The 22,588-nt window shown below is 72.4% G+C and carries 16 protein-coding genes; 13 read left to right on the top strand and 3 right to left on the bottom strand.

Annotated elements, in window-relative coordinates; genetic code table 11:
* Positions 1-48: 48 nt before the first annotated feature.
* Together ACRWND_RS10870 and hflX are read left to right on the top strand one after the other, a co-directional pair.
* Positions 49-1,533: a M1 family metallopeptidase gene (locus ACRWND_RS10870; protein ID WP_431948480.1), complete on the top strand. Its 1,485-nt coding sequence runs from the start codon at positions 49-51 to the stop codon at positions 1,531-1,533.
* A 141-nt stretch (positions 1,534-1,674) separates the two neighbouring features.
* A complete protein-coding gene (hflX, locus tag ACRWND_RS10875) occupies positions 1,675-3,186 on the top strand; it encodes a GTPase HflX (protein ID WP_431948481.1) in 1,512 nt (503 codons plus the stop codon).
* A gap of 60 nt (positions 3,187-3,246) precedes the next feature.
* Here hflX and ACRWND_RS10880 read toward each other — a convergent pair whose 3' ends face one another.
* Complete coding sequence (locus tag ACRWND_RS10880; RefSeq protein WP_431948482.1) at positions 3,247-4,404, bottom strand: trypsin-like serine peptidase; 1,158 nt, start codon at positions 4,402-4,404, stop codon at positions 3,247-3,249.
* 384 nt (positions 4,405-4,788) lie between these two features.
* Between ACRWND_RS10880 and ACRWND_RS10885 the strand changes: the two genes are divergently transcribed.
* The 4 genes from ACRWND_RS10885 (at position 4,789) to ACRWND_RS10900 (ending at position 10,979) form a co-directional block, all read left to right on the top strand.
* Positions 4,789-6,171: a diaminobutyrate--2-oxoglutarate transaminase family protein gene (locus tag ACRWND_RS10885; protein WP_431948502.1), complete on the top strand. Its 1,383-nt coding sequence runs from the start codon at positions 4,789-4,791 to the stop codon at positions 6,169-6,171.
* 73 nt (positions 6,172-6,244) lie between these two features.
* Positions 6,245-8,161: an IucA/IucC family protein gene (locus tag ACRWND_RS10890; RefSeq protein ID WP_431948483.1), complete on the top strand. Its 1,917-nt coding sequence runs from the start codon at positions 6,245-6,247 to the stop codon at positions 8,159-8,161.
* A gap of 21 nt (positions 8,162-8,182) precedes the next feature.
* Positions 8,183-8,902 (top strand): GNAT family N-acetyltransferase, encoded by a 720-nt coding sequence (locus ACRWND_RS10895; protein ID WP_431948484.1) that lies wholly within the window; start codon positions 8,183-8,185, stop codon positions 8,900-8,902.
* A 79-nt stretch (positions 8,903-8,981) separates the two neighbouring features.
* Positions 8,982-10,979: an ATP-dependent DNA helicase gene (locus ACRWND_RS10900; protein ID WP_431948485.1), complete on the top strand. Its 1,998-nt coding sequence runs from the start codon at positions 8,982-8,984 to the stop codon at positions 10,977-10,979.
* A gap of 178 nt (positions 10,980-11,157) precedes the next feature.
* Here the strand turns inward: ACRWND_RS10900 and lexA are convergent, their stop codons facing one another.
* Positions 11,158-11,928 carry a transcriptional repressor LexA gene (gene lexA / locus ACRWND_RS10905; protein ID WP_431948486.1) on the bottom strand — a complete coding sequence of 257 codons (771 nt, stop codon included), beginning with the start codon at positions 11,926-11,928 and terminating at the stop codon, positions 11,158-11,160.
* A 537-nt stretch (positions 11,929-12,465) separates the two neighbouring features.
* Between lexA and nrdR the strand changes: the two genes are divergently transcribed.
* From nrdR to ACRWND_RS10920, 3 genes are all read left to right on the top strand, one after another.
* Positions 12,466-12,981, top strand: coding sequence for a transcriptional regulator NrdR (nrdR, locus tag ACRWND_RS10910; protein ID WP_431948487.1), 516 nt, complete (start codon positions 12,466-12,468; stop codon positions 12,979-12,981).
* 126 nt (positions 12,982-13,107) lie between these two features.
* Positions 13,108-16,023 (top strand): vitamin B12-dependent ribonucleotide reductase, encoded by a 2,916-nt coding sequence (locus ACRWND_RS10915; protein ID WP_431948488.1) that lies wholly within the window; start codon positions 13,108-13,110, stop codon positions 16,021-16,023.
* Between the two features lie 219 nt (positions 16,024-16,242).
* A complete protein-coding gene (locus ACRWND_RS10920; protein ID WP_431948489.1) occupies positions 16,243-16,851 on the top strand; it encodes a YdbC family protein in 609 nt (202 codons plus the stop codon).
* A gap of 36 nt (positions 16,852-16,887) precedes the next feature.
* Here ACRWND_RS10920 and ACRWND_RS10925 read toward each other — a convergent pair whose 3' ends face one another.
* The gene (locus ACRWND_RS10925) at positions 16,888-17,679 is read right to left on the bottom strand and encodes a VOC family protein (protein WP_431948490.1); all 792 of its coding nucleotides are present in this window, start codon (positions 17,677-17,679) and stop codon (positions 16,888-16,890) included.
* A gap of 245 nt (positions 17,680-17,924) precedes the next feature.
* Between ACRWND_RS10925 and ACRWND_RS10930 the strand changes: the two genes are divergently transcribed.
* The 4 genes from ACRWND_RS10930 to ACRWND_RS10945 all read left to right on the top strand — a co-directional run bounded on the left by ACRWND_RS10930 (position 17,925) and on the right by ACRWND_RS10945 (position 22,572).
* The gene (locus ACRWND_RS10930; RefSeq protein ID WP_431948491.1) at positions 17,925-18,590 is read left to right on the top strand and encodes a phosphoglycerate mutase family protein; all 666 of its coding nucleotides are present in this window, start codon (positions 17,925-17,927) and stop codon (positions 18,588-18,590) included.
* A gap of 55 nt (positions 18,591-18,645) precedes the next feature.
* A complete protein-coding gene (locus ACRWND_RS10935; RefSeq protein ID WP_431948492.1) occupies positions 18,646-19,548 on the top strand; it encodes an ADP-ribosylglycohydrolase family protein in 903 nt (300 codons plus the stop codon).
* 400 nt (positions 19,549-19,948) lie between these two features.
* Positions 19,949-21,439: a DUF4153 domain-containing protein gene (locus tag ACRWND_RS10940; RefSeq protein ID WP_431948493.1), complete on the top strand. Its 1,491-nt coding sequence runs from the start codon at positions 19,949-19,951 to the stop codon at positions 21,437-21,439.
* 437 nt (positions 21,440-21,876) lie between these two features.
* Positions 21,877-22,572 carry a ribonuclease HII gene (locus ACRWND_RS10945; RefSeq protein ID WP_431948494.1) on the top strand — a complete coding sequence of 232 codons (696 nt, stop codon included), beginning with the start codon at positions 21,877-21,879 and terminating at the stop codon, positions 22,570-22,572.
* The last annotated feature ends 16 nt before the right edge of the window (positions 22,573-22,588 follow it).

The raw sequence follows: 22,588 nt of genomic DNA on the forward strand, positions 1-22,588 counted from the left end.
CTGACGCGCCGCCGACAGGAGCGCACGCGGCGCTGATAGCCGTATCCCATGATCGGATCCTTTGCGCGCCGTGCCACCGTCACCGCGGCGGCCGTGGTGGCGCTTGTCGCGGCCGCACAGCCCGGCGACACGACGTCCGCGGGGCTCGGCGACCGGCTCTACCCCGAACTCGGCAACCCGGGGTACGACGTCCTCGACTACGACATCTCGTTCACCTACCGCGGCAACGACCGGCCCCTGGACGCCATGACCCGGGTCGACGCCCTCGCCACGGACACCCTGAGCCGTTTCCACCTCGACTTCCGCGGCGACGTCCGCTCCGTCGAGGTCAACGGCCGCCCGGCGGAGTTCCACGGCTGGCGCGAGGAACTGGTCGTCACCCCCGCCGTCCCCGTCCCCCGCGGCGAGCGCCTGCTCGTCACGGTCGTCCACACCAGCGACCCCGTGGTGAAGGGCGACACCGGCTGGATCCGCACCAAGGACGGCCTGGCCATGGCCAACCAGGCCGCCGCCGCCCACACCGTCTTCCCCTGCAACGACCACCCCTCGGACAAGGCCCGCTTCACCTTCCACGTCACCGCGCCCAGCGACCTCACCGTCGTCGCCAACGGCCTGCCCGAGACGGCCGTCCGCAAGGGTCCCGTGACGACCTGGAACTACCGCACCGTCCACCCGATGGCCACCGAACTCGCCCAAATCTCCATCGGCCGCTCCGCCGTCCTGCGGCGCACCGGCCCCCGCGGCCTCCCGCTGCGCGACGTCCTGCGCTCCGCCGACCCCGACCGGGCCAGGCTCGAGAAGCGCCTGGCGATGACCGCAGAGCAGATCGCGTGGATGGAGGAGCAGGTAGGCCCGTACCCGTTCGAGACCTACGGCGTCCTGAGCGCCGACACCGTCACGGGCTTCGAGCTGGAGACCCAGACCCTCTCGCTCTTCGAGCGGCGGGTGCTGCTGGCGCGGGAGGCCGACGCCGCGCCGGTGATGGTGCACGAGCTGGCCCACCAGTGGTTCGGGGACAGCGTCTCGCCCGCGACCTGGTCAGACCTGTGGCTCAACGAGGGGCACGCCACGTGGTACCAGTGGCGCTACGCGGCCGAGCACTACCGCGAGGTCACGCTCGAGCAGCTCGCCGAGGCCGCCTACGGCGCGGACGCCCGCTTGCGCCGCGACGGCGGACCGGTCGCCGCCCCCAAGCCGCCCGGCAGCGACGGCAAGCTCGGCATCTTCCGCGGCAACGTCTACTACGGCGGGGCGCTCGTGCTGTACGCGCTGCGCCAGGAGATGGGCGCCGACGCCTTCCAGCGCCTGGAGCGGGCCTGGGTCGCCCGGCACCGCGACGGGGTCGCCTCCACGGGGGACTTCATCGCCCTCGCCTCCGAGATCGCCGACCGTGACCTGGGCGGATTCCTGCGGGCCTGGCTCTACGGGCCCACCACGCCGCCGATGCCCGGCCGCCCCGGCTGGAAGCGCTCGGTGCCCGCCAAACCGGTGCCAGGTCACACACACCGGCGCGAGGCGGGGAAAGTCGCGTGACCCGGCGGTGACGGTCGTGCGACCATCTACCCACGGCGACGACACACCCGGCAGGGGAATCCTCCGGGCCCGCGCGACGTTGTCACCGTACGAGGGGTCGAGCGCCCCCCGTTCCCGTCGATCATCCGAGCAAAGGATCCAATGACCTCCTTCGCCTCCTCCTCTTCTTCTGCTTCTTCTGCCCGCAGCCGCCAGCGCCTCCCCGAGAGCCTTCGGGCCGACGCCCTGATGGAAGAGGACGTCGCCTGGAGTCACGAGATCGACGGAGAGCGTGACGGCGACCAGTTCGACCGCGCCGACCGTGCGTCGCTGCGACGGGTCGCCGGCCTCTCCACCGAACTCGAGGACATCACCGAGGTCGAGTACCGCCAGCTCCGCCTGGAGCGGGTCGTGCTCGTCGGCGTCTGGACGGACGGCACGGTGCAGGACGCCGAGAACTCCCTCGCGGAGCTCGCCGCCCTCGCCGAGACGGCCGGCGCCCTCGTCCTGGACGGTGTCATCCAGCGCCGCGACAAGCCGGACCCGGCCACCTACATCGGTTCCGGCAAGGCCCAGGAACTGCGCGACATCGTCGTGGAGAGCGGGGCCGACACCGTCGTCTGCGACGGTGAGCTCAGCCCCGGCCAGCTCATCCACCTCGAGGACGTCGTCAAGGTCAAGGTCGTCGACCGCACCGCGCTGATCCTCGACATCTTCGCCCAGCACGCCAAGAGCCGTGAGGGCAAGGCACAGGTCTCGCTGGCCCAGATGCAGTACATGCTGCCGCGGCTGCGAGGCTGGGGCCAGTCGCTCTCCCGGCAGATGGGCGGCGGCGGCTCGGGCTCCTCGGGCGGCGGCATGGCCACCCGTGGTCCCGGTGAGACCAAGATCGAGACCGACCGGCGCCGCATCCGCGAGAAGATGGCCAAGATGCGCCGGGAGATCGCGGAGATGAAGACCAGCCGCGACCTCAAGCGCCAGGAGCGCAAGCGCCACAAGGTGCCCTCGGTCGCCATCGCCGGGTACACCAACGCGGGCAAGTCCTCGCTCCTCAACCGGCTCACCGGAGCGGGCGTCCTGGTGGAGAACGCGCTGTTCGCCACCCTCGACCCGACCGTGCGCCGGGCGGAGACCCCGAGCGGCCGGCTCTACACCCTGGCGGACACCGTCGGTTTTGTGCGGCACCTGCCGCACCACCTTGTCGAGGCGTTCCGCTCGACGATGGAGGAGGTCGCCGAGGCCGACCTCATCCTGCACGTGGTGGACGGCTCGCACCCCAACCCGGACGAGCAGCTGGCCGCCGTGCGCGAGGTGTTCCGCGACGTCGGCGCGCTGGACGTGCCGGAGATCGTGGTGATCAACAAGGCTGACGCCGCCGACCCGGTGCTGCTTCAGTCGCTGCTGCGCCGCGAGAAGCGTTCGATCGCCGTCTCCGCCCGCACCGGACGGGGCATCGCCGAGCTGCTCGGCATGATCGACGACGAGCTGCCGAGGCCCGCCGTCGAGATCGAGGCCCTGGTTCCGTACACGCGCGGCGCGCTCGTCGCCCGCGCCCACGCGGACGGCGAGGTCCTCTCCGAGGAGCACACCGGCGAGGGCACCCTGCTCAAGGCGCGGGTGCACGACGAGCTCGCCGCGGAGCTCGAGCCGTTCGTGCTGGCCGCGCGCCGCTGACCCGAAGCCAGGAGGTCCGCCCCACGGGGCGGACCTCCTGGCGTACACGGGGACGGTCCCTCAGCCGCGGACGGCGTCGAAGACCTTCTCGGCCTCGGAACCGAGGCGCGGGCCCGCCAGCCAGCGCGGACCGCTCTGCGGGCCGATGGACGTGTTGCTGAGCAGGGCCGGCCGTCCGCCGGGACCGCGGGCGAACCAGCCGCCGCCGGAGGAGCCCGCCGTCATGGTGCAGCCGAGCCAGTGCATGGTCGGCGCGTCCACGTCGAGGGCGAGGCGGACCGGGTCGCCGGAGCAGTGGTACTGCTGGTAGCCGAAACCGTTGAAGGGAGCCGCGGCCGGGTAGCCGAGGACGTCCATGGCGTCGATGCCGGCCGAGTCGGGCGCGTCGAACCAGACCGGAACCGAGGCGCCGACCGTCTCCTCCAGTGATCGGCCCGTATCCGGGTTGGTCACCTTCAGCACCGCGAAGTCGTAGGGGTAGGCGGAACCGGTGGCCGAGGACTCGCCGCCCCCGTCGATCCACTGCTGGGAGGTCCCCGCCTTCGTCGCCCACCAGGTGCCGTAGGGGGCGAGCCGCTCCTCGCCCGCGGTGCGCAGCGCGGCGCCGGCGAGGCCCGCGTCGTTGAAGGACGGGACGAAGACGATGTTGCGGTACCAGCCGCCCCGGGCACCAGCGTGCACGCAGTGGCCGGCCGTCCACACCAGATTGCTGCGCCCCGGGTTCGCCGGGTCGCTCACCACGGTAGCCGAGCAGACCGCCTGGCCGTCGGGCATGTCGAAGAGCAGCTTGCCCGTGGCCGGGGAGGCCTGGTGGTACGGGGTCGGCAGGCGCTGTGCCCGGATCGCCGCCGGCTCGGGATCCGTGGTGCCCTCGTGCGCCTGCGCCAGGTCGGGCCGTTGCTCGTCGTCCGGGGTCCTGCCGGCGTCGCGGAGCCGGTCGGCGTCCCAGAGGTCCTTGATGATGGGGTTGACGAAGTCGGCCGCGTCGCGCAGCCACGTGTCCTTGTCCCAGTTCTTCCAGCCGCCGTCCTTCAGCGCGTCGGCCCACTTCTCCAGGTCGTCGAGGCTGGTGGGCAGGGCTGTCGGCAGGCCGAGGCCGCCGTCGCCGGCGGTCGCGGTGGGTGCAGGGCTCGGCTTGGCGTCGGCGTTGTCGTCGGACGGGCCGCAGGCCGTCGCGGTCACGGCGAGCAGCGCCGCGGCGACGGTGGCCGCGGCCAACCGGCTCAGAGGCCGCGCGGACAGGCGGGCCGGCGTCGCGGGTCGATGGCGCTCGCCGGGCGGAGTCGTCGTCGGTGGCCGCGGCTGCGCTGCGTCTTCCTTCTCCGCCTTGCCGGACTCGGCCCTCGACCCGCTCCTCGCTCCACCCCGCCTGTCCGCGCGGCCTCTTGTGGATGCCATGGGTTGCGGCCCCCCTGTTGTCGACACGTCGTCTGCCCGCTCGAGGTCAACGCCCCACTATGCCCTCGAAGGGGAGGACGGCGGCTGCCGCGGGGGCGGTTCCTCGCCACGATCTCGGCCACGGGCAGTTGCCGGTGCGCGGGTACGTCGTTGGTAGCTCCGGGGACGCAAGCGCCGAGACCGAGGAGTGAGCACGTGGCCGCCATGCCGAGCGCGAGGAGCCGACCGGCGGTGCACCGGGGCGAGTCCGACGACAGCGAGGGCATCCTGCGGCGCCAGTCGCTGCGCGAGTCCGCCGCCCGCACCTACGCCCGCTCGCTGCCCGTCGTCCCCGTGCGCGCCCGCGGCATGACCATCGAGGGCGCCGACGGCGGCCGTTACCTCGACTGCCTGTCCGGCGCCGGCACCCTCGCCCTCGGCCACAACCACCCCGTCGTCCTCGAGGCCATCCGCGCGGTCCTCGACTCCGGCGCCCCGCTGCACGTGCTGGACCTCGCCACCCCCGTCAAGGACGCCTTCACCACCGCCCTGTTCGAGACCCTGCCGCGTCAACTCGCCGAGCACGGCCGCATCCAGTTCTGCGGCCCGGCCGGCACCGACGCCGTGGAGGCCGCCCTCAAACTCGTCCGGACCGCCACCGGCCGCCGCGGACTGCTGGCCTTCTCCGGCGGCTACCACGGCATGACCGCCGGCGCCCTCGCCGCCACGGGCGACACCGCGGTCCGCGGCGCGGCCGGCGCCGCCGACGCGCACATCACCCGGCTCCCGTACCCCTACGACTACCGCTGCCCGTTCGGAGTCGGAGGGGAGTACGGCGCCGAGCTCTCCGCCCGCCTGACGGAAAGCCTGCTCGACGACCCCAAGGGCGGCATCCAGCCTCCGGCTGGGATGCTCGTCGAAGCCGTCCAGGGCGAGGGCGGTGTCATCCCCGCGCCCGACCCGTGGATGCGGCGGATGCGCGACCTGACCGCGGCGCGCGGCATCCCGCTGATCGCCGACGAGGTGCAGACCGGTGTGGGGCGGACAGGGGCCTTCTGGGCCGTCGAGCACAGTGGTGTCGTCCCGGACGTGATGGTGCTGTCCAAGGCGATCGGCGGCAGCCTCCCGCTCGCGGTCGTCGTCTACCGCGAGGAACTCGACGCCTGGCAACCCGGCGCCCACGCCGGCACCTTCCGCGGGAACCAGCTCGCCATGGCCGCCGGCACCGCCACCCTCGCCTATGTGCGCCGCAACGGCCTCGCCGAGCATGCCGCGCTGCTCGGGGCCCGTATGCTCACCCGGCTGCGGGCGCTGGCCGCGGAGCACCCCTGCGTCGGCGACGTCCGCGGCCGCGGCCTTATGCTTGGCGTGGAACTCGTCGACCCTGAGGCGGCCCCCGGCCTCGGGGGCGTGCCGCCGACCGCCCCGCGCCTGGCGGCGGCCGTCCGGCGGGCCGCCCTCGACCGCGGGCTCATCGTCGAACTCGGTGGCCGGGACAGCAGCGTGATCCGGCTGCTGCCGCCGCTGACCATCACCGAAGAACAGTCAGAAGCCGTCCTCGAACGCCTCGCCGACGCCCTTGCCGCGGCGGTGGCGATCAGGGCGTGACCTTGCGCCCGCCGGGTCCCCGCCGCCCCGGGGCGGAGACCATCGGGAGCCGACCCCCTCAGGGAGCGAAGCGATGACCGTACGTCCTGGCGAAGAAGCCACCGTGGCCGTTCCCCAGCAACGCGCCACAGCAGCCGGACTGCCGGACGGCGGTGATCTGCCGGGCCGGGCCGATCCGCTGGGCCGGGCCGATCCGGTGGGCCGCGCCGTACCGTCGCGGCCGCCCGCCCCGGAGCCGGACGCCGACCCAGTTCATCAGGCCGACCCGCTCGAGCAGGCCGACCCGTGGGCCGCCGCCGACGCAGCGGGCACGGAGGCCCTGCTGCGCTGCTGGGTCCGCGAGACGGGGCGGCCGGCCGAGCCGGACGGCCGCACCCTGCGGGTGCCGCTGCCGAAGAGCGGCACCGAACTGCTCGTCCCGGTCCGCCACTGGTCGGCCGTCGGGCACCACCGCTTCGGCGCCCCCCGGCCCACCGCCGGAGGCGCCCCTCTGGACGCTGTCACCCTTGCCGCGCTGCTCGCCCGGGAGACCGCCGCGACCGGTCCTGACGCGTCCGGCCTCGTCGCACGCGTCGCCGACTCCGTCCGCCAGACCGCCGGATTCCTCACCGCCCGCCGCGCTCGCCCCGCCGCCCCCGAGGGCACCCACCCCTTTCTCGACGCCGAGCAGGACCTCGTCCTGGGCCACCCCCTGCACCCCGCGCCCAAGAGCCGGGAAGGGCTCACCGAGGCCGAGGCCGCGGTGTACGCCCCGGAGTCACGCGGAGCCTTCGCCCTGCACTGGCTGGCCGTGCACCGCTGTCTTCTGGCCACCGAATCCGCCTGGACCGAACGCGGCCGCCCCGTCCCCGCCGCGCGCCTGCTGGCGGCCCTCGCCGGCCCGGAGCTCACCACCCGGCTCCCCGCGGACACCGTGCCCCTGCCGCTGCACCCATGGCAGGCCCGCGAGGTCGCCCACCGCCCCGGGGTGCGCGCACTGCTGGAGGCCGGACTCCTCCACGACCTCGGCGCCGCCGGCGAGCCCTGGCATCCGACGTCCTCGCTGCGCACCGTGTACCGGCCCGGCGCCCGGGCGATGCTGAAGCTGTCGCTGGGCCTGCGGATCACCAACTCACGCCGGGAGAACCTCCGCAAGGAACTCCACCGGGGCGTCGAGGTGCACCGCTTGCTCCGGGCCGGGCTCGCCGTGCGCTGGCACGCCGCCCACCCCGGCTTCGACATCGTCCGCGACCCCGCCTGGCTGGCCGTCGACACCGCTTCCGGCGTCCCCGTACCCGGTCTCGACGTCGTCGTGCGGCACAACCCCTTCGGCCCCGGCGACCGTGTCCGCTGCCTCGCCGGCCTCACGGCCCCGCGACCCGTGCCGGACGGCGGCGCCCTGCGGTCCCACCTCGCCGAACTGCTGTCCCGGCTCGCGGCCCGTACCGGACGGCCGATGACGGCGGTCGCCACCGAGTGGTTCCTGCGCTACCTGGACGCAGTGGTCCGGCCCGTGCTGTGGCTCGACGGCGAGGCGGGCATCGCCCTGGAGGCCCACCAGCAGAACACCCTGGTCGTCCTCGACGCCGACGGCTGGCCGGCGGGCGGCCGCTACCGCGACAACCAGGGCTACTACTTCCGCGAGTCCGCGCGCGCCGGCCTCACCGCCCTGCTGCCCGGCGCCGGCGAGAAGAGCGACACCTTTGTGGCCGACGCCGTCGCGGACGAGCGTTTCGCCTACTACCTCGGGGTCAACAACGTTCTCGGCCTCGTCGGGGCTTTCGGCTCCCAGCACCTCGCCGACGAACGCGTGCTCCTCGCGGCCCTCCGCCACTTCCTGGCACGGGCCGCCCGGAACGGCCGCTCCGGACTGCCCGCTCGGCTTCTGGGAGAACCCCTGCTGCGCTGCAAGGCGAACCTCCTCACGCGGCTGCACGGGATGGACGAGCTGGCCGGCCCCGTCGCCACCCAGTCCGTCTACGTCGCCGTCCCCAACCCGCTGACCGTCTGACCAGAGGAGGCCGCGACCGCCGTGCCGACCGCAGACCCCACACCCGCGCCTGTGGCACCGCCCGGCAGCGCCGACGACACCCTCGATCTGGAACTCCCGCCCGAGGTCCGCGCGCTGTTCGACGAGGATGTCACCGCCGACGACCGGGCCGGCGGTCCGGCCGCGCTCGACGACCTCCTCGACGGCGTCGCCGACTGGGGCCCGGTCGGCACGCCCGCGGGCACCTTCCAGCTCGTCCCCGTACGCCCCGAACGCGACCTGCGCGTCATCGCCCAGTGGATGAACGACCCCGCCGTCGCGGAGTTCTGGGACCTCGCGGGCCGGCCCGAGGTCGCCGAGGGCCATCTGCGCGCCCAGCTCGACGGCGACGGACGCAGCGTGCCCTGCGTCGGGGTCCTCGACGGGGCGCCCATGAGCTACTGGGAGGTCTACCGCGCCGACCTCGACCCGGTGGCCCGCTACTACCCGGCCCGCCCCCACGACACCGGGCTCCACCTGCTCATCGGCCCCGTCGCCGACCGGGCCCGCGGCCTCGGCGGCACCCTGCTGCGGGCTGTCGCCGACCACGTCCTGCGGCAGCGCCCCCGGTGCACCCGGGTGATCGCCGAGCCGGACCTGCGCAACACCCCGTCCGTCGCCGCCTTCCTCACCGCCGGCTTCCGCTTCTCGGCGGAGGTCGAGCTGCCCGGCAAGCGGGCCGCGTTGCTGGTCCGCGACCGCGCGCTGCGTCACGTCCTGTGATGCGGCCCGCCTGCGGGGGGATCGGACCGGGGCCGGCGGCGACCGCGTTGTCGGTGTCGCCCCGTAAGGTGGAGCTCCTATGACACAGCCCGCGAAGCCCGCTCTCACCGACCTCCTCCACGCCGCCGTCAGCGCGGTCGGCGGGGTGGAGCGGCCCGGCCAGGTCGCCATGGCCGAAGCCGTCGCCGATGCCGTGGACAACGGCTCCCACCTGCTCGTCCAGGCCGGCACCGGAACCGGCAAGTCGCTCGGCTATCTGGTGCCCGCGCTGGCTCATGGCGAACGCGTGGTGGTCGCCACCGCGACCCTCGCCCTGCAGCGCCAGCTCGTCCAGCGCGACCTGCCGCGCACCGTCGCCGCGCTGCATCCGCTGCTGCGCCGCGAGCCGCAGTTCGCGATGCTCAAGGGGCGTTCCAACTACCTGTGTCTGCACCGGCTCCACGAGGGCGTGCCGCAGGACGAGGGCGACGGCCTCTTCGACCAGTTCGAGGCCGCCGCGCCGACCAGCAAGCTCGGCCAGGACCTGCTCCGGCTGCGCGACTGGTCGGACGAGACGGAGAGCGGCGACCGCGACGACCTGACCCCCGGCGTCTCCGACCGCGCCTGGCAGCAGGTCTCGGTGACCTCCCGCGAGTGCCTGGGCGCCTCGCGCTGCGCGTACGGCGCCGAGTGCTTCGCGGAGGCGGCGCGCGAGCGGGCCAAGCTGGCCGACGTCGTCGTCACCAACCACGCGCTGCTCGCCATCGACGCCCTCGAGGGCGCGCCCGTCCTGCCCAGCCACGAGGTGCTCATCGTCGACGAGGCCCATGAACTGGTCTCGCGCGTCACGGGGGTCGCCACCGGCGAGCTCACCCCCGGCCGGGTCAACCGGGCGGTGAAGCTCGCGGCCAAGCTGGTCGACGAGAAGGCCGCGGACGCGCTGATGAGTGCCTCGGACGGCTTCGAACGGCTCATGGAACTCGCCCTCCCCGGGCGTCTCGAGGAGCTCCCCGAGGATCTGCGCTACGCCCTGATGGCACTGCGCGACGCCTGCCGCCAGGTGATCACCTCCCTCGGCGAGACCCGTGACCGCTCCGTGCAGGACGAGGACGCCGTGCGGAAGATGGCCCTCGCCGCCACGGAGAACGTCCACGAGGTCGCCGAGCGCATCGTGGCGGGCTCCGAGTACGACGTCGTCTGGTACGAGCGCCACGACCGCTTCGGCGCCTCACTGCGGGTCGCCCCGCTCAGCGTCTCGGGGTTGCTGCGGGAGAAGCTGTTCACCGAGCGCTCCGTCGTCCTGACCTCCGCCACACTCCGGCTCGGCGGCGATTTCAACGGGGTCGCCGCCTCGCTCGGACTGGCCCCGGAGGGCACGGTGGCCGCCGAGGGGGAGGAGGAGCCTCCGGTCTGGAAGGGCGTCGACGTCGGATCTCCCTTCGACTACCCCAAGCAGGGCATCCTCTACGTCGCCCGCCATTTGTCGCAGCCCGGCCGGGACAGCGGCCGTGAGGACATGCTGGACGAGCTCGCCGAGCTGATCGAGGCCGCGGGGGGCCGCACACTCGGGCTGTTCTCGTCCATGCGCGCTGCCCAGGCCGCCGCCGAGGCACTGCGCGGCCGCATCGACCACCCGATCCTGCTCCAGGGTGAGGAGACGCTGGGCGAGCTGATCCGCCGCTTCGCCTCGGACGCCCGCACCTGTCTCTTCGGCACCCTCTCGCTCTGGCAGGGCGTGGACGTGCCCGGGCCGAACTGCCAACTGGTGGTCATGGACCGGATCCCGTTCCCCCGCCCCGACGACCCGCTGATGAGTGCACGGCAGAAGGCGGTGGAGGAGCGCGGCGGCAACGGCTTCATGGCGGTCGCCGCCACGCACGCGGCCCTGCTCATGGCCCAGGGCGCCGGCCGGCTGGTGCGCGCCTCCGGGGACCGCGGGGTCGTCGCCGTGCTCGACCCCCGACTGGTCACGGCACGCTACGGCAGCTTCATCAAGGCCTCGATGCCGGATTTCTGGCAGACGACCGACCGCAACCAGGTCCGTCGATCGCTGGCCGCCATCGACGCCGCCGCATCGGCCGCCTCGGCGGCCGAGTGACGCCGCTGGCTGGGGGAGCTAGGGCAGCCCGCACGCGGGAGCCCGGGCCCACAGCGGCGTCCCGGTGGGCGCAGCGTGGTCCGGGCAGTGGGGCCGCGGTGGGCAGAGCCACCGGTACACAGCGGGGCCCCGGAACCGGCGCAGAGGTCCCGGGGCCCGGTCACGGGCGGGTCGTGGGTCAGACCCGGCGCAGCACCGCCACCACCTTGCCGAGGATGGTTGCCTCGTCCCCGGGGATGGGCTGGTACGCCGCATTGTGGGGCAGCAGCCATACGTGCCCGTCCTCGCGCTTGAAGCGCTTGACCGTGGCCTCTCCCTCGATCATCGCCGCGACGATGTCGCCGTTCTCCGCGACCGGCTGACGGCGCACGGTCACCCAGTCACCGTCACAGATGGCGGCCTCGATCATCGAGTCGCCGACGACCTTCAAGACGAACAGCTCGCCGTCACCCACCAGCTGGCGGGGCAGCGGGAACACGTCCTCCACGGACTCCTCGGCGAGGATCGGGCCACCGGCCGCGATCCGGCCCACCAGGGGCACATACGACGCGGACGGCTTGCCCGCGGTGTCCGTGGGCTGCGCCTGCGTGGAGTCGGAGGCCCGTACCTCGTACGCGCGGGGCCGGTGCGGGTCACGCCGGAGGAAGCCCTTGCGCTCCAGGGCCATGAGTTGGTGGGCGACCGACGATGTGCTCGACAGCCCGACGGCCTGACCGATCTCACGCATGGAGGGCGGGTACCCGCGCCGTTGGACGGAATCGCGGATGACCTCGATGACGCGCCTTTGGCGGTCGGTGAGTCCGGAGCTGTCCGCCCGGATTCCTGGAGGTCGTCCTGGCAGCGCTCGCGCGGGCTTTGTCGTTTCCTCGTTCATCGCTTCCGTCGGGCGTACCCGGTCCTGGGGGCGGTCATGGGCGGTCAATGTGGCGCTGTCGGCGGTGGTGGTCACGGCGGCCCCTCTCGAGATGTTCTCCCTAGTAGGACAACGGTAGTTGCTTTCGAAAGGTTGCGCCAAACGCACGTTCGAGTGAATTTGCGCGAATCCATCGCCGTCAGGAAGCTGGAGATGGTATTGATCGAATGGAATTTCGAATGACTTTGTTCGTTCGGCGCCCGAACCGCCCGGCGACGGCACTCCGTATTCCGGTGAGCGCCCCGTTCCTCGCCCGCGGTCATGGGGCCGCCCGTCGTGACGATCCGTACACCCAGTGTGTCACCCGCGCCCCGGCTCTCCCGCCAGGCGCCGCGTCGCGTAGGCTCCCCTCCGGTCGGCGGCCCTCGACACGCGGTTCGCGCGATGGGCGCATGGGGTCGTCGCGGCACCAGATCTAGTGGTTGGATGGTGTGCAGCCCCCACAAGTAGTGGTCCCGGGTCAATCGGCCCTCTCGGATCGCCTATGCTTGTGGCTGCTTCGCGGGGCCGTCACCGGCCCCTCGGGCCGATACGTCGTGCGCTCACCGTGGGTGAGGAAGGGAGAGGGAAACGATGCACTGCCCCTTCTGCCGACACCCCGACAGCCGCGTCGTCGACAGTCGGACGACCGACGACGGCACGTCGATCCGCCGCCGTCGGCAGTGCCCCGACTGCGGCCGCCGGTTCACCACCGTGGAGACGGCCTCGCTGATGGTGATCAAGCGCAGCGGGGTCACCGAGCCCTTCAGCCGCAACAAGGTCATCGCCGGGGTCCGCAAGGCCTGCCAGGGCCGGCCCGTCACCGAGGACGCCCTCGCCCAGCTCGGGCAGCGCGTCGAGGAGGCGGTGCGCGCCACGGGCAGCGCCGAACTGTCGACCCACGACGTCGGACTGGCCATACTCGGCCCGCTGAAGGACCTGGACCTGGTCGCGTACCTGCGGTTCGCCTCGGTCTACCGGGCCTTCGACTCGCTCGAGGACTTCGAGGCGGCGATCGCCGAGTTGCGCGACCAGAGGCCTCCGGGCGACACCGGCGGGCGGGAGCGGGGCGGCGGCGTCCCCTCCACCGCCGCCGTTGCGGCGCGGTAGCGGCGGCGCACCGGCACCAGACTTGCCGGGCACCCGTGGGTGTACCGGCCGTGAGAGACACCGACGCGGGAAGACCGCGGCGTTTCAGGGCGTTTTACCTGTAATGCCTGTAATGGGAGGCGGCACATGACAGAGACGGCGAGCGGTCCGGCACGAGGTTCCCGAGCCAAGGCCGGCAAGGCGGCCTCGGCGGCCCCGGCTGCCAATGGACTGCGCATGGAGCGCATCCACACCACCCCGGGGACGCACCCCTACGACGAGGTGGTCTGGGAACGCCGTGACGTCGTCATGACCAACTGGCGCGACGGCTCGATCAACTTCGAGCAGCGCGGCGTGGAGTTCCCCGACTTCTGGTCGGTGAACGCGGTCAACATCGTCACCAGCAAGTACTTCCGCGGCGCCGTGGGTTCCCCTCAGCGCGAGAGCAGCCTCCGCCAGCTGATCGACCGCGTGGTCAGGACGTACCGCAAGGCCGGGGAGGACTACGGCTACTTCGCGTCGCCCGCCGACGCGGAGATCTTCGAGCACGAGCTCACCTGGGCCCTGCTCCACCAGGTCTTCAGCTTCAACTCGCCGGTCTGGTTCAACGTCGGCACGACCCAGCCGCAGCAGGTCTCGGCGTGCTTCATCCTCTCGGTCGACGACTCCATGGAGTCCATTCTCGACTGGTACAAGGAAGAGGGGATGATCTTCAAGGGCGGTTCGGGCGCCGGCCTGAACCTCTCCCGCATCCGCTCCTCCAAGGAGCTGCTCTCCTCCGGCGGCAACGCCTCCGGCCCCGTCTCCTTCATGCGCGGCGCCGACGCCTCCGCCGGCACCATCAAGTCCGGCGGCGCCACCCGCCGCGCGGCCAAGATGGTCGTCCTGGACGTCGACCACCCGGACGTCGAGGCCTTCATCGAGACCAAGGTGAAGGAGGAGGAGAAGATCCGCGCCCTGCGCGACGCGGGCTTCGACATGGACCTGGGCGGCGACGACATCACGTCCGTCCAGTACCAGAACGCCAACAACTCCGTCCGCGTGAACGAAGAGTTCATGAAGGCGTACGAGAACGGCGGCACGTTCGGCCTGCGCGCCCGGATGACCGGCGAGGTCATCGAGGAGATCGACGCCAGGGCGCTCTTCCGCAAGCTGGCCGAGGCCGCGTGGGCCTGCGCCGACCCCGGCATCCAGTACGACGACGTCATCAACCACTGGCACACCACGCCGGAGACCGGCCGTATCACCGCGTCCAACCCCTGCAGCGAGTACATGCACCTGGACAACTCGTCCTGCAACCTCGCCTCGCTCAACCTGATGAAGTTCCTCGACGACGACGGCAAGGGCAACCAGCGCTTCGACGCCGTGCGTTTCGCCAAGGTCGTCGAACTCGTCATCACCGCGATGGACATCTCCATCTCCTTCGCCGACTTCCCCACCCAGAAGATCGGCGAGACCACCCGCGCCTTCCGCCAGCTGGGCATCGGCTACGCCAACCTCGGCGCGCTGCTCATGGCGACCGGCCACGCCTACGACTCCGAGGGCGGCCGCGCTATCGCCGGCGCCATCACCTCCCTGATGACGGGCACCTCCTACAAGCGTTCCGCCGAGCTCGCCGCGGTCGTCGGCCCGTACGACGGCTACGCCCGCAACGCCACCGCCCACCAGCGCGTCATGAAGCAGCACTCCGACGCCAACGCCGTCGCCACACGGATGGACGACCTCGACACGCCGGTCTGGGCCGCGGCCACCGAAGCCTGGCAGGACGTGCTGCGTCTCGGTGAGAAGAACGGTTTCCGCAACGCGCAGGCGTCCCTGCTGGCCCCGACCGGCACCATCGGCCTGATGATGGACTGCGACACCACCGGCATCGAGCCGGACCTCGCCCTGGTCAAGTTCAAGAAGCTGGTCGGCGGCGGCTCCATGCAGATCGTGAACAACACCGTCCCGCAGGCCCTGGTCCGCCTCGGCTACCAGCCGGAGCAGATCGAGGCGATCGTCGCGCACATCTCCGAGCACGGCAGCGTCATCGAGGCGCCCGGCCTCAAGCCCGAGCACTACGAGGTCTTCGACTGCGCCATGGGCGAGCGCTCCATCGCGCCGATGGGCCACGTCCGGATGATGGCCGCGACCCAGCCCTTCCTGTCCGGGGCCATCTCCAAGACGGTCAACATGCCGGAGTCGGCGACCGTCGAGGAGATCGAGGAGATCTACTACGAGGGCTGGAAGCTCGGGCTGAAGGCGCTCGCGATCTACCGCGACAACTGCAAGGTCGGCCAGCCGCTCTCCGCCAAGAAGAAGGCGGATGCGAAGAAGACCGAGGAGGCGGAGCCCACCGCCCCCGCCGCGGTCGAGAAGGTCGTCGAGTACCGCCCGGTCCGCCGCAGGCTCCCCAAGGGCCGCCCGGGGATCACCACGTCGTTCACGGTGGGCGGCGCCGAGGGCTACATGACCGCCAACTCCTACCCCGACGACGGTCTCGGCGAGGTGTTCCTGAAGATGTCCAAGCAGGGCTCGACCCTCGCGGGCATGATGGACGCCTTCTCCATCGCCGTCTCCGTGGGCCTGCAGTACGGCGTGCCGCTGGAGACCTACGTCTCGAAGTTCACCAACATGCGCTTCGAGCCGGCCGGCCTCACGGACGACCCGGACGTGCGGATGGCGCAGTCGATCGTCGACTACATTTTCCGCCGCCTGGCGCTGGACTTCCTGCCCTTCGAGACCCGTTCCGCCCTCGGCATCCACTCCGCCGAGGAGCGTCAGCGCCACCTCGACACGGGTTCCTACGAGCCCGCCGCTGAGGAGGTCGACGTCGAGGGTCTGGCGCAGTCCGCCCCGCGCCGGACCGAGGCGCCCAAGCCGGCCGCCACCGCCGCACCTGAGCCCGAGGCCGCCGCCGCGACGCCGGCTCCGAAGACCGCGCACAATTCGACGGAGCTGCTGGAGATCCAGCTCGGTCTGAACGCCGACGCTCCGCTCTGCTTCTCCTGCGGCACCAAGATGCGCCGCGCGGGCAGCTGCTACCTCTGTGAGGGCTGCGGCTCCACCAGCGGCTGCAGCTGACGCCGAGGCCGATCCGGCCGTCGTCCGTGCCCTCCGGAGCCCCGTGCTCCGGAGGGCACGCGCCGTCGTGCGCCGGATGAGGGGCACCGGGCGGAACGAGGTGCTGACGCGAGCCGCCCGACGTGCGGCAGGCGCAGTGGCGCCCTGCCGCTTGCACGTTCAGGGGAGTTGCCCCTTCGATGCGACGGAAGGTCCTGCGGCGGGCCATAGGATGGCGCGGTGCTGGTGAAGTGGATTCGATGCGGAATCGTCGATCGCTCCGGATTCGAGCGCGGGCAGCGTCGATGGGCCAACGGGCTCATGGGGGAGCCGGGGTTCCGGGGGCAGGGCGGCGGCTGGAGCCGCAGTCAGCCGGGCGTCGCGCACCTCTTCGCCTTCTGGGAGGACCGCGACTACTACGAGGCCTTCATGGCCGGCGCGCATGACCGCCTCGCGGCGGTCCAGGCCGGCACCTATGAAAGCCTCGGCGTCAAGCTCTTCGAGCACCGCCTGGACGTGAAGGTCGGCTTCCGGCCGCGCTTCGCCGACGGGGATCTGCTGCGCCTGGCCCACTGCAAGGTGCGTCCGGAGCGCGTCGAGCACTTTGTGCTGATGCAGGAGAAGGTGTGGAACCCGGCCATGGCCGGTTCCCCGGGCATGCTGCGCGGGGTCTTCGCGCAAGGGGCCGCGTCCGACTTTCTCGTGCTGTCGATGTGGGATTCGGCTGCGGAGCACGCCAAGTACCGGGATGGCTCCCTTCTGCGACTGTCCGAGCGGGCCGATCTGGAAGCCGACGTCCTCACCGTCGCCGGTGACGTCGTCGACCTGGAGCAGGCCTGGTCGATATGACGGCACGGCGCAGGGGCTCCCTCCCGCCCGCGCGCCTCAGCCCGTCCCGCCCTGAACGGGACGGGTGATCACCGAGAAGTACGCGCCGTGCAGGTCGTCGAGAACGGCGATCCGCCCGACGCGCTCGAGGTCGAACGGCGGCACGGAGACGCTGCCCCCGAGCTCGGTGGCCCGCGCGGCGGCCGCGTCGGTGTCGTCGACGGAGAAGTAGTGCATCCAGTGCTGGGGTATCTCCGTCGGCCAGGCGTCGTCCATCAGCAGGATGCCGCCGAACTTCCGCTGTGCGCCCTCCACTTCGAGCTCCGTGTAGGAACTGTCCCCGGCGAAGGGCTGAGTCTCGCCCGTCCAGCCGAAGACGTCGCGGTAGAAGACGCGGGAGCCGTCCACGTCCCGGGTATTGAGCTCGACCCAGCACAGCGTGCCCGGTTCGTCGAGCAGGCCCGCGCCACGGAACCCGCCCGGCTGCCATGCGCCGAACTCCGCTCCGTGCGGGTCCGTGAACTGTGCGAAGCTGCCCTGGTCGAAGACGGCCATCGGTGGAACGCACACCGAGCCGCCCGCCGCCTCGACCGCCTTGGCCGTGTCGGTCACGTCGCTCGTGGCCATGTAGGCGATCCACCGCGGCCGGTCGCCCTCGGCCATCACCGGACCGACGGCCGCCACGGGCTCGCCCCGCAGGGTGAAGAAGGTGTAGCCGCCGGCCTCCGCGGGACCCGCCTGCGAGTCCCAGCCGAACAGGCCCCCGTAGAAAGCGCGGGAGGCTTCGATGTCAGGACTGCTCAGATCGGTCCAGCAGGGTGTGCCTGGAACGAACGACGTGGTCTTCATGACTGCCTCCCGTAGTGGCGCGCGAAGGCGTCCCCCTCTTCATGCTGAGTGTGGGGCACGCCACTGACAATCGGGGGAGAGGACGCCCGGCCTGTGGACGCGGGACCGCGGCGATCGCCGCGGACGCGGTGGGAGTGGGTGGATGGACGGTGGAGTGGGAGGACGGGCGGTTGGGCGGCGTGGGCAATCGGATGCGGCGAGCGCCCGCCGCGACCTCGCCCGCCCGCACGAATTACAGTGAGGCCATGGCCCGACCGCGTCGCATAGTGCTCATCAGGCACGGAGAGTCCCAGGGCAACGCCGATGACACGATCTACGAGCGGGTGCCCGACCACGCGTTGACCCTCACCCCCCGGGGCGAGGAGCAGGCCCGCGCGGCCGGCCGGGAACTGCGCGAGCTGCTCGGCGGGGAAAGGGTGCAGGCCTTCGTGTCGCCATATCGCCGGACGCATCAGACCTTCCACCTCCTCGGCCTGGACCCTAGCCGTACCCGCGCCAAGGAGGAGCCCCGGCTGCGCGAGCAGGACTGGGGGAACTACCAGGACGCCGACGACGTGCAGCGGCAGCGCAAGGCCAGGGACGCCTACGGTCACTTCTTCTACCGCTTCGCCCAGGGAGAGTCCGGGGCGGATGTCTACGACCGTGTCGGGTCCTTCCTGGAGACGCTCTACCGCGCCTTCGACAAGCCAGAGTTCCCGCCGAACGTCCTGTTGGTCACGCACGGTCTCACCATGCGGCTGTTCTGCATGCGGTGGTTCCACTGGACCGTCGACGAGTTCGAGTGCCTGTCGAATCCCGACAACGGAGAGACCCGGATGCTGCTGGCCGAGCCCGACGGCCGGTACCGGCTGGACCGGCCCTTCGCCCGCTGGCGGTCCACCGAGTCGGACCTGGCGCGATATCACGGGTGAGATTGCGCACAGGATGATTGACCCGGGTGGCACCGGATGCCAGAGTTCTCCCGCCATGACCGCTGACCTCCATGACCTCCCACGCCGCCGCGCGCTGTCCAGCCTGCGCGGTCTCGCCCTGGGCGACGCCTTGGGCTCCCAGTTCTTCGTACCGGCGCACTATCCGGCTCTGCAGAGCCGTACGCTGCCCCCGGGAGCCTGGCAGTGGACGGACGACACCGAGATGGCCTGCTCGGTCGTCGCGGTCCTGGGGTCACACGGCGCGATCGATCAGGACGCCCTGGCCGCATCCTTCGCGGCGCACCACGACTTCGACCGCGGCTACGGCCCCGGGGTGAACCGGATGCTGCGGTTGATCCGGCAGGAAGGCGCCGACTGGCGAACCCTCGCGGCCGAGATGTTCAACGGGCAGGGCTCCTGGGGCAATGGCGCCGCCATGCGCGTGGCGCCGTTGGGCGCCTGGTACGCGGGCGAGCCGGAGAAGGCAGCCGAGCAGGCCGAACTGTCCGCCTACGCCACCCACCAGCACCGCGAGGCCGTCGTCGGAGCGATGGCCGTCGCGGCAGCGGCCGCGCTCGCCGCGGACCCGGCGGGCCCCGGCGCCCCCCAGGACCTCATCACCCGCGTCGTGGCGCTGCTGCCGCGCAGCGCGGTCCACGCCGGGCTGAGGCGCGCTGTCGACATGCTCGACTACGACGACGTCGCCACGGTCGCGGCCGTACTCGGCAACGGCCGGCGCACCAGCGCCCACGACACCGTCCCCTTCGCCCTGTGGTCCGCTGCCCGGGGGCTCGGGGACTACGAGGGCGCGTTCTGGACCACGGCCCGGGCGGGCGGTGACGTGGACACCACCTGCGCCATCGTCGGCGGGATCGTCGCCGCCGGGGCCGGCGGCGAGCCCCCGCGCGAGTGGCAGGAGCGCTGCGAGGCCCTGCCGGAGTGGCTGCCCGCCGACTGACCGGGCTCCGGTCGTACCGCGGCCCCCTCTTTCACATTGTCACGGCCCTGTCACAGACTGGGCCGCCGGGCCCTCGCCGCGTTCGTTCGGTCGGCCGGCGCGCCTAGCCTGTCGGCCACGCTGTCCGGCCGATCTTCGCCGGACGAGCAGTCGAGCACCGGTCCCGCGCGCCGCCCCGGCCGCCGCGCGACCGGCGGGGAGGGGTTCCATGTCCGACACGCCGTCCGACGCCGCACCGGCGGCACAGGCCCGATCACAGACGTCCCAGCAGGCCCGACCGGAGGCGTCCGCGCAGACGCCACCGCAGGCGCCGGCGCGCACGCACGGCCCACCCGTCGGCCCGGGTACGCCCTACCCGCGCCCCTGGACGCCCCCACCTCCGCCTCCGCCCCCGGCGTGGGTGACCGCGAGCCGGGCCCGCACCCCGCGCGTGGTGCGCCCAGCCGTGCTCTGGGCCGCCCTGCTCACCGGTGTGCTGACCGCGATCCTTCTGCGCGGCGGCCTGGGGATCAACCTGCTGCTGATCACGATCCCCGCCGCCGCGGCGGCCGCGATCGCCGCCCTCGACCACGGGCGGCGGCTTCGCCCATGGTCGGTGGTCTGGGCGGTGGCCGGCCTGACGCTGCTGCTGATCCCGGCCCTGCGGGACGCCTGGTGGCCGTCGTTCCTGGCCGTCGCCGCCGCCGCATTCCTGGGTTCCCTGGCCCTGCACGGCGGCCGCAACTGGCCGAGTGTCCTGCTCGGCGGCGTGGGGCTGTGGTTCGCCCCGGTGCCCGCGATCGGCTGGGCGCTGCGCGGGATGCGCGAGCGCGCCGGGCGCAGCCGGAGCCGGCTGCTGCCGATGTTGAAGACCGCCGGCGTGACCGCTGCGCTGCTTGTCGTCTTCGGCGCCCTCTTCGCGGGGGCCGACGCGGCGTTCGCCGACCTGCTGGCCGGCGCCATGCCCGATGTGACCGTCACCGACGCGCCGCTGCGCGTCCTGCTCCTCGTGGTCGGCACGCTGTTCGCGCTGAGCGCCGCGTGGACCGCGGCGGCGCCGCGCCGCTGGGACCGGATCGAGGTGAAGCCGGGACGTTCCCGCCGGCGCGCCGAGTGGGCGCTTCCGCTGGTCGTGCTCGCCGCGCTGTTCGCCGCTTTCAACGCCGTCCAGCTTGCGGTGCTCTTCGGCGGCTACGAGAAAGTGCTCGCCACGACGGGTCTGACCTATGCGGAGTACGCGCGGCAGGGATTCTGGCAGCTGCTCGTCGTCACCCTGCTCACCGTGGTGGTGATCGGACTCGCGTCGCGCTGGGCCCCACGGGACACCGACCGCGACCGTGTGCTCGTGCGGTCCGTCCTCGGCACGATCTGCGTGCTGGCCCTGATCGTGGTCGCCTCCGCGCTGCGCCGCATGGACCTGTACGTCGACGCGTACGGACTGACCCGGCTGCGGATCTCCGTGGCGGGGATGGAGCTCTGGCTCGGACTGCTGATCGTCCTCATCATGGCGGCCGGCGTGCTCGGCGCGCGGTGGCTGCCGCGAGCCGTGGCGGTGAGCGCCGCGGCGTCCGTCCTCGTCTTCGGGCTGGTGTCGCCCGACGCGCTCATCGCCGACCAGCAGGTGAGCCGCTTCGCGAGCACCGGCAAGATCGACCTGGCGTATCTGCGCAACCTCTCCGCGGACGCCGTCCCGGAGCTGGACCGGCTGCCGGAGCCGCAGCGCTCCTGCGCCCTGGAGAAGATCGTGAAGCACCTCCGCGGGGACACCACCGAGGCCTGGTACACCACGAGCCTCGGCGAGGTCCGGGCGCGGTCCCTGCTGGACGGACGTCCGCCGCGCGACATCAGGCCGTGTGACGCGGCAGGGCTGGAAGGCTACTACGACGAGTGGCGCGACCCGTCACTGCCGTGACATGCAGGCGCGTGCCGCCGCCCGGACCCCTCGAACGGGCGGCGGCTCGGCCGCCCGGTGGCCTATGCGGCGGCATTGCGCCGTGCGTCAAGCCCGCCGTCATGGCGATAGCGGGGCGGCGCGAGCACGTCCCGGAGGACTTCGGTCGCATTGCCGCGGCTCGAAAGGGTTCGACAGACCTGTCGACGTCACCGGCGCGAAGACCCGGGCGAGCGGCCCGCCGGCCGCACCGCGTCGAGCCACCGCAGGCGCGGCGACCCCTCGTGCGGGGCGGCGCCATCCTCGCCGACGAGGTGCCCGCGCCGCCGCCGCACCTCGTGACGCGGTCGCGCAGGACGCGTCGGCCCGGTGCGGGCGCGGCTCACGCCGCGTCGCGGACGCGCATGTCAGACCTGCCCCGAGGGGGCTCAACGCGGGGGCGTAGGCTAAGCCTTGCCATGGTCCATGAACCTCCCACCCACGCCGTCGAGCGCTCGCTGCGCGCGACCACCGGCGCCAAGGTCATCGCGGGCGTCGACGAGGTCGGACGGGGCGCCTGGGCCGGGCCGGTCACGGTGTGCGCGGCCGTCACGGGTCTGCGACGGCCCCCGGACGGACTCACCGACTCCAAGCTGCTCACCGTCAAGCGCCGTTCCGAGCTTGCCGGGGTGCTCACCGGATGGGTGAACTCCTTCGCGCTCGGTCACGCGTCCCCGCAGGAGATCGACGAGCTCGGGATGACCGCAGCGCTGCGGCTCGCCGCGACGCGCGCCCTGGACGCCCTGCCCGTGCGGCCGGACGCGGTGATACTCGACGGGAAGCACGACTACCTCGGGGGACCCTGGCACGTGCGGACGGTTGTCAAGGGCGACCGCTCGTGCGTGGCCGTGGCGGCCGCGTCCGTGATCGCCAAGGTCCGGCGGGACACGATGATGGCCGAACTGGGCCTGGACTATGCTCCGTTCGGTTTCGAGGCCAATGCCGGGTACCCTTCGCCGGTGCACCGGGCGGCGCTGGAGGAGCTGGGGCCGACCCCCCTCCACCGGCTGTCCTGGGCATATCTCGATACCCTGCCGCGTTGGCAGCACTTGAAGAAAGTCCGGGAGACCGTCGTGGCGGGGGATACGGGTGAGCAACTCGGGTTCGACTTCTGAGCCGAGTTGTGACCTA

Origin of the sequence: Actinacidiphila sp. bgisy167, from assembly GCF_965342175.1 — a bacterium.
In the GTDB taxonomy this organism is placed as follows: Bacteria; Actinomycetota; Actinomycetes; order Streptomycetales; family Streptomycetaceae; genus Actinacidiphila.

Coding starts and splice junctions, on each gene's coding strand:
- ACRWND_RS10870 (WP_431948480.1), top strand. CDS start 49: ATGATCGGATCCTTTGCGCGCCGTGCCACCGTCACCGCGGCGGCCGTG.
- hflX (WP_431948481.1), top strand. CDS start 1,675: ATGACCTCCTTCGCCTCCTCCTCTTCTTCTGCTTCTTCTGCCCGCAGC.
- ACRWND_RS10885 (WP_431948502.1), top strand. CDS start 4,789: ATGCCGAGCGCGAGGAGCCGACCGGCGGTGCACCGGGGCGAGTCCGAC.
- ACRWND_RS10890 (WP_431948483.1), top strand. CDS start 6,245: ATGACCGTACGTCCTGGCGAAGAAGCCACCGTGGCCGTTCCCCAGCAA.
- ACRWND_RS10900 (WP_431948485.1), top strand. CDS start 8,982: ATGACACAGCCCGCGAAGCCCGCTCTCACCGACCTCCTCCACGCCGCC.
- nrdR (WP_431948487.1), top strand. CDS start 12,466: ATGCACTGCCCCTTCTGCCGACACCCCGACAGCCGCGTCGTCGACAGT.
- ACRWND_RS10915 (WP_431948488.1), top strand. CDS start 13,108: ATGACAGAGACGGCGAGCGGTCCGGCACGAGGTTCCCGAGCCAAGGCC.
- ACRWND_RS10925 (WP_431948490.1), bottom strand. CDS start 17,679: ATGAAGACCACGTCGTTCGTTCCAGGCACACCCTGCTGGACCGATCTG.
- ACRWND_RS10930 (WP_431948491.1), top strand. CDS start 17,925: ATGGCCCGACCGCGTCGCATAGTGCTCATCAGGCACGGAGAGTCCCAG.
- ACRWND_RS10935 (WP_431948492.1), top strand. CDS start 18,646: ATGACCGCTGACCTCCATGACCTCCCACGCCGCCGCGCGCTGTCCAGC.
- ACRWND_RS10945 (WP_431948494.1), top strand. CDS start 21,877: ATGGTCCATGAACCTCCCACCCACGCCGTCGAGCGCTCGCTGCGCGCG.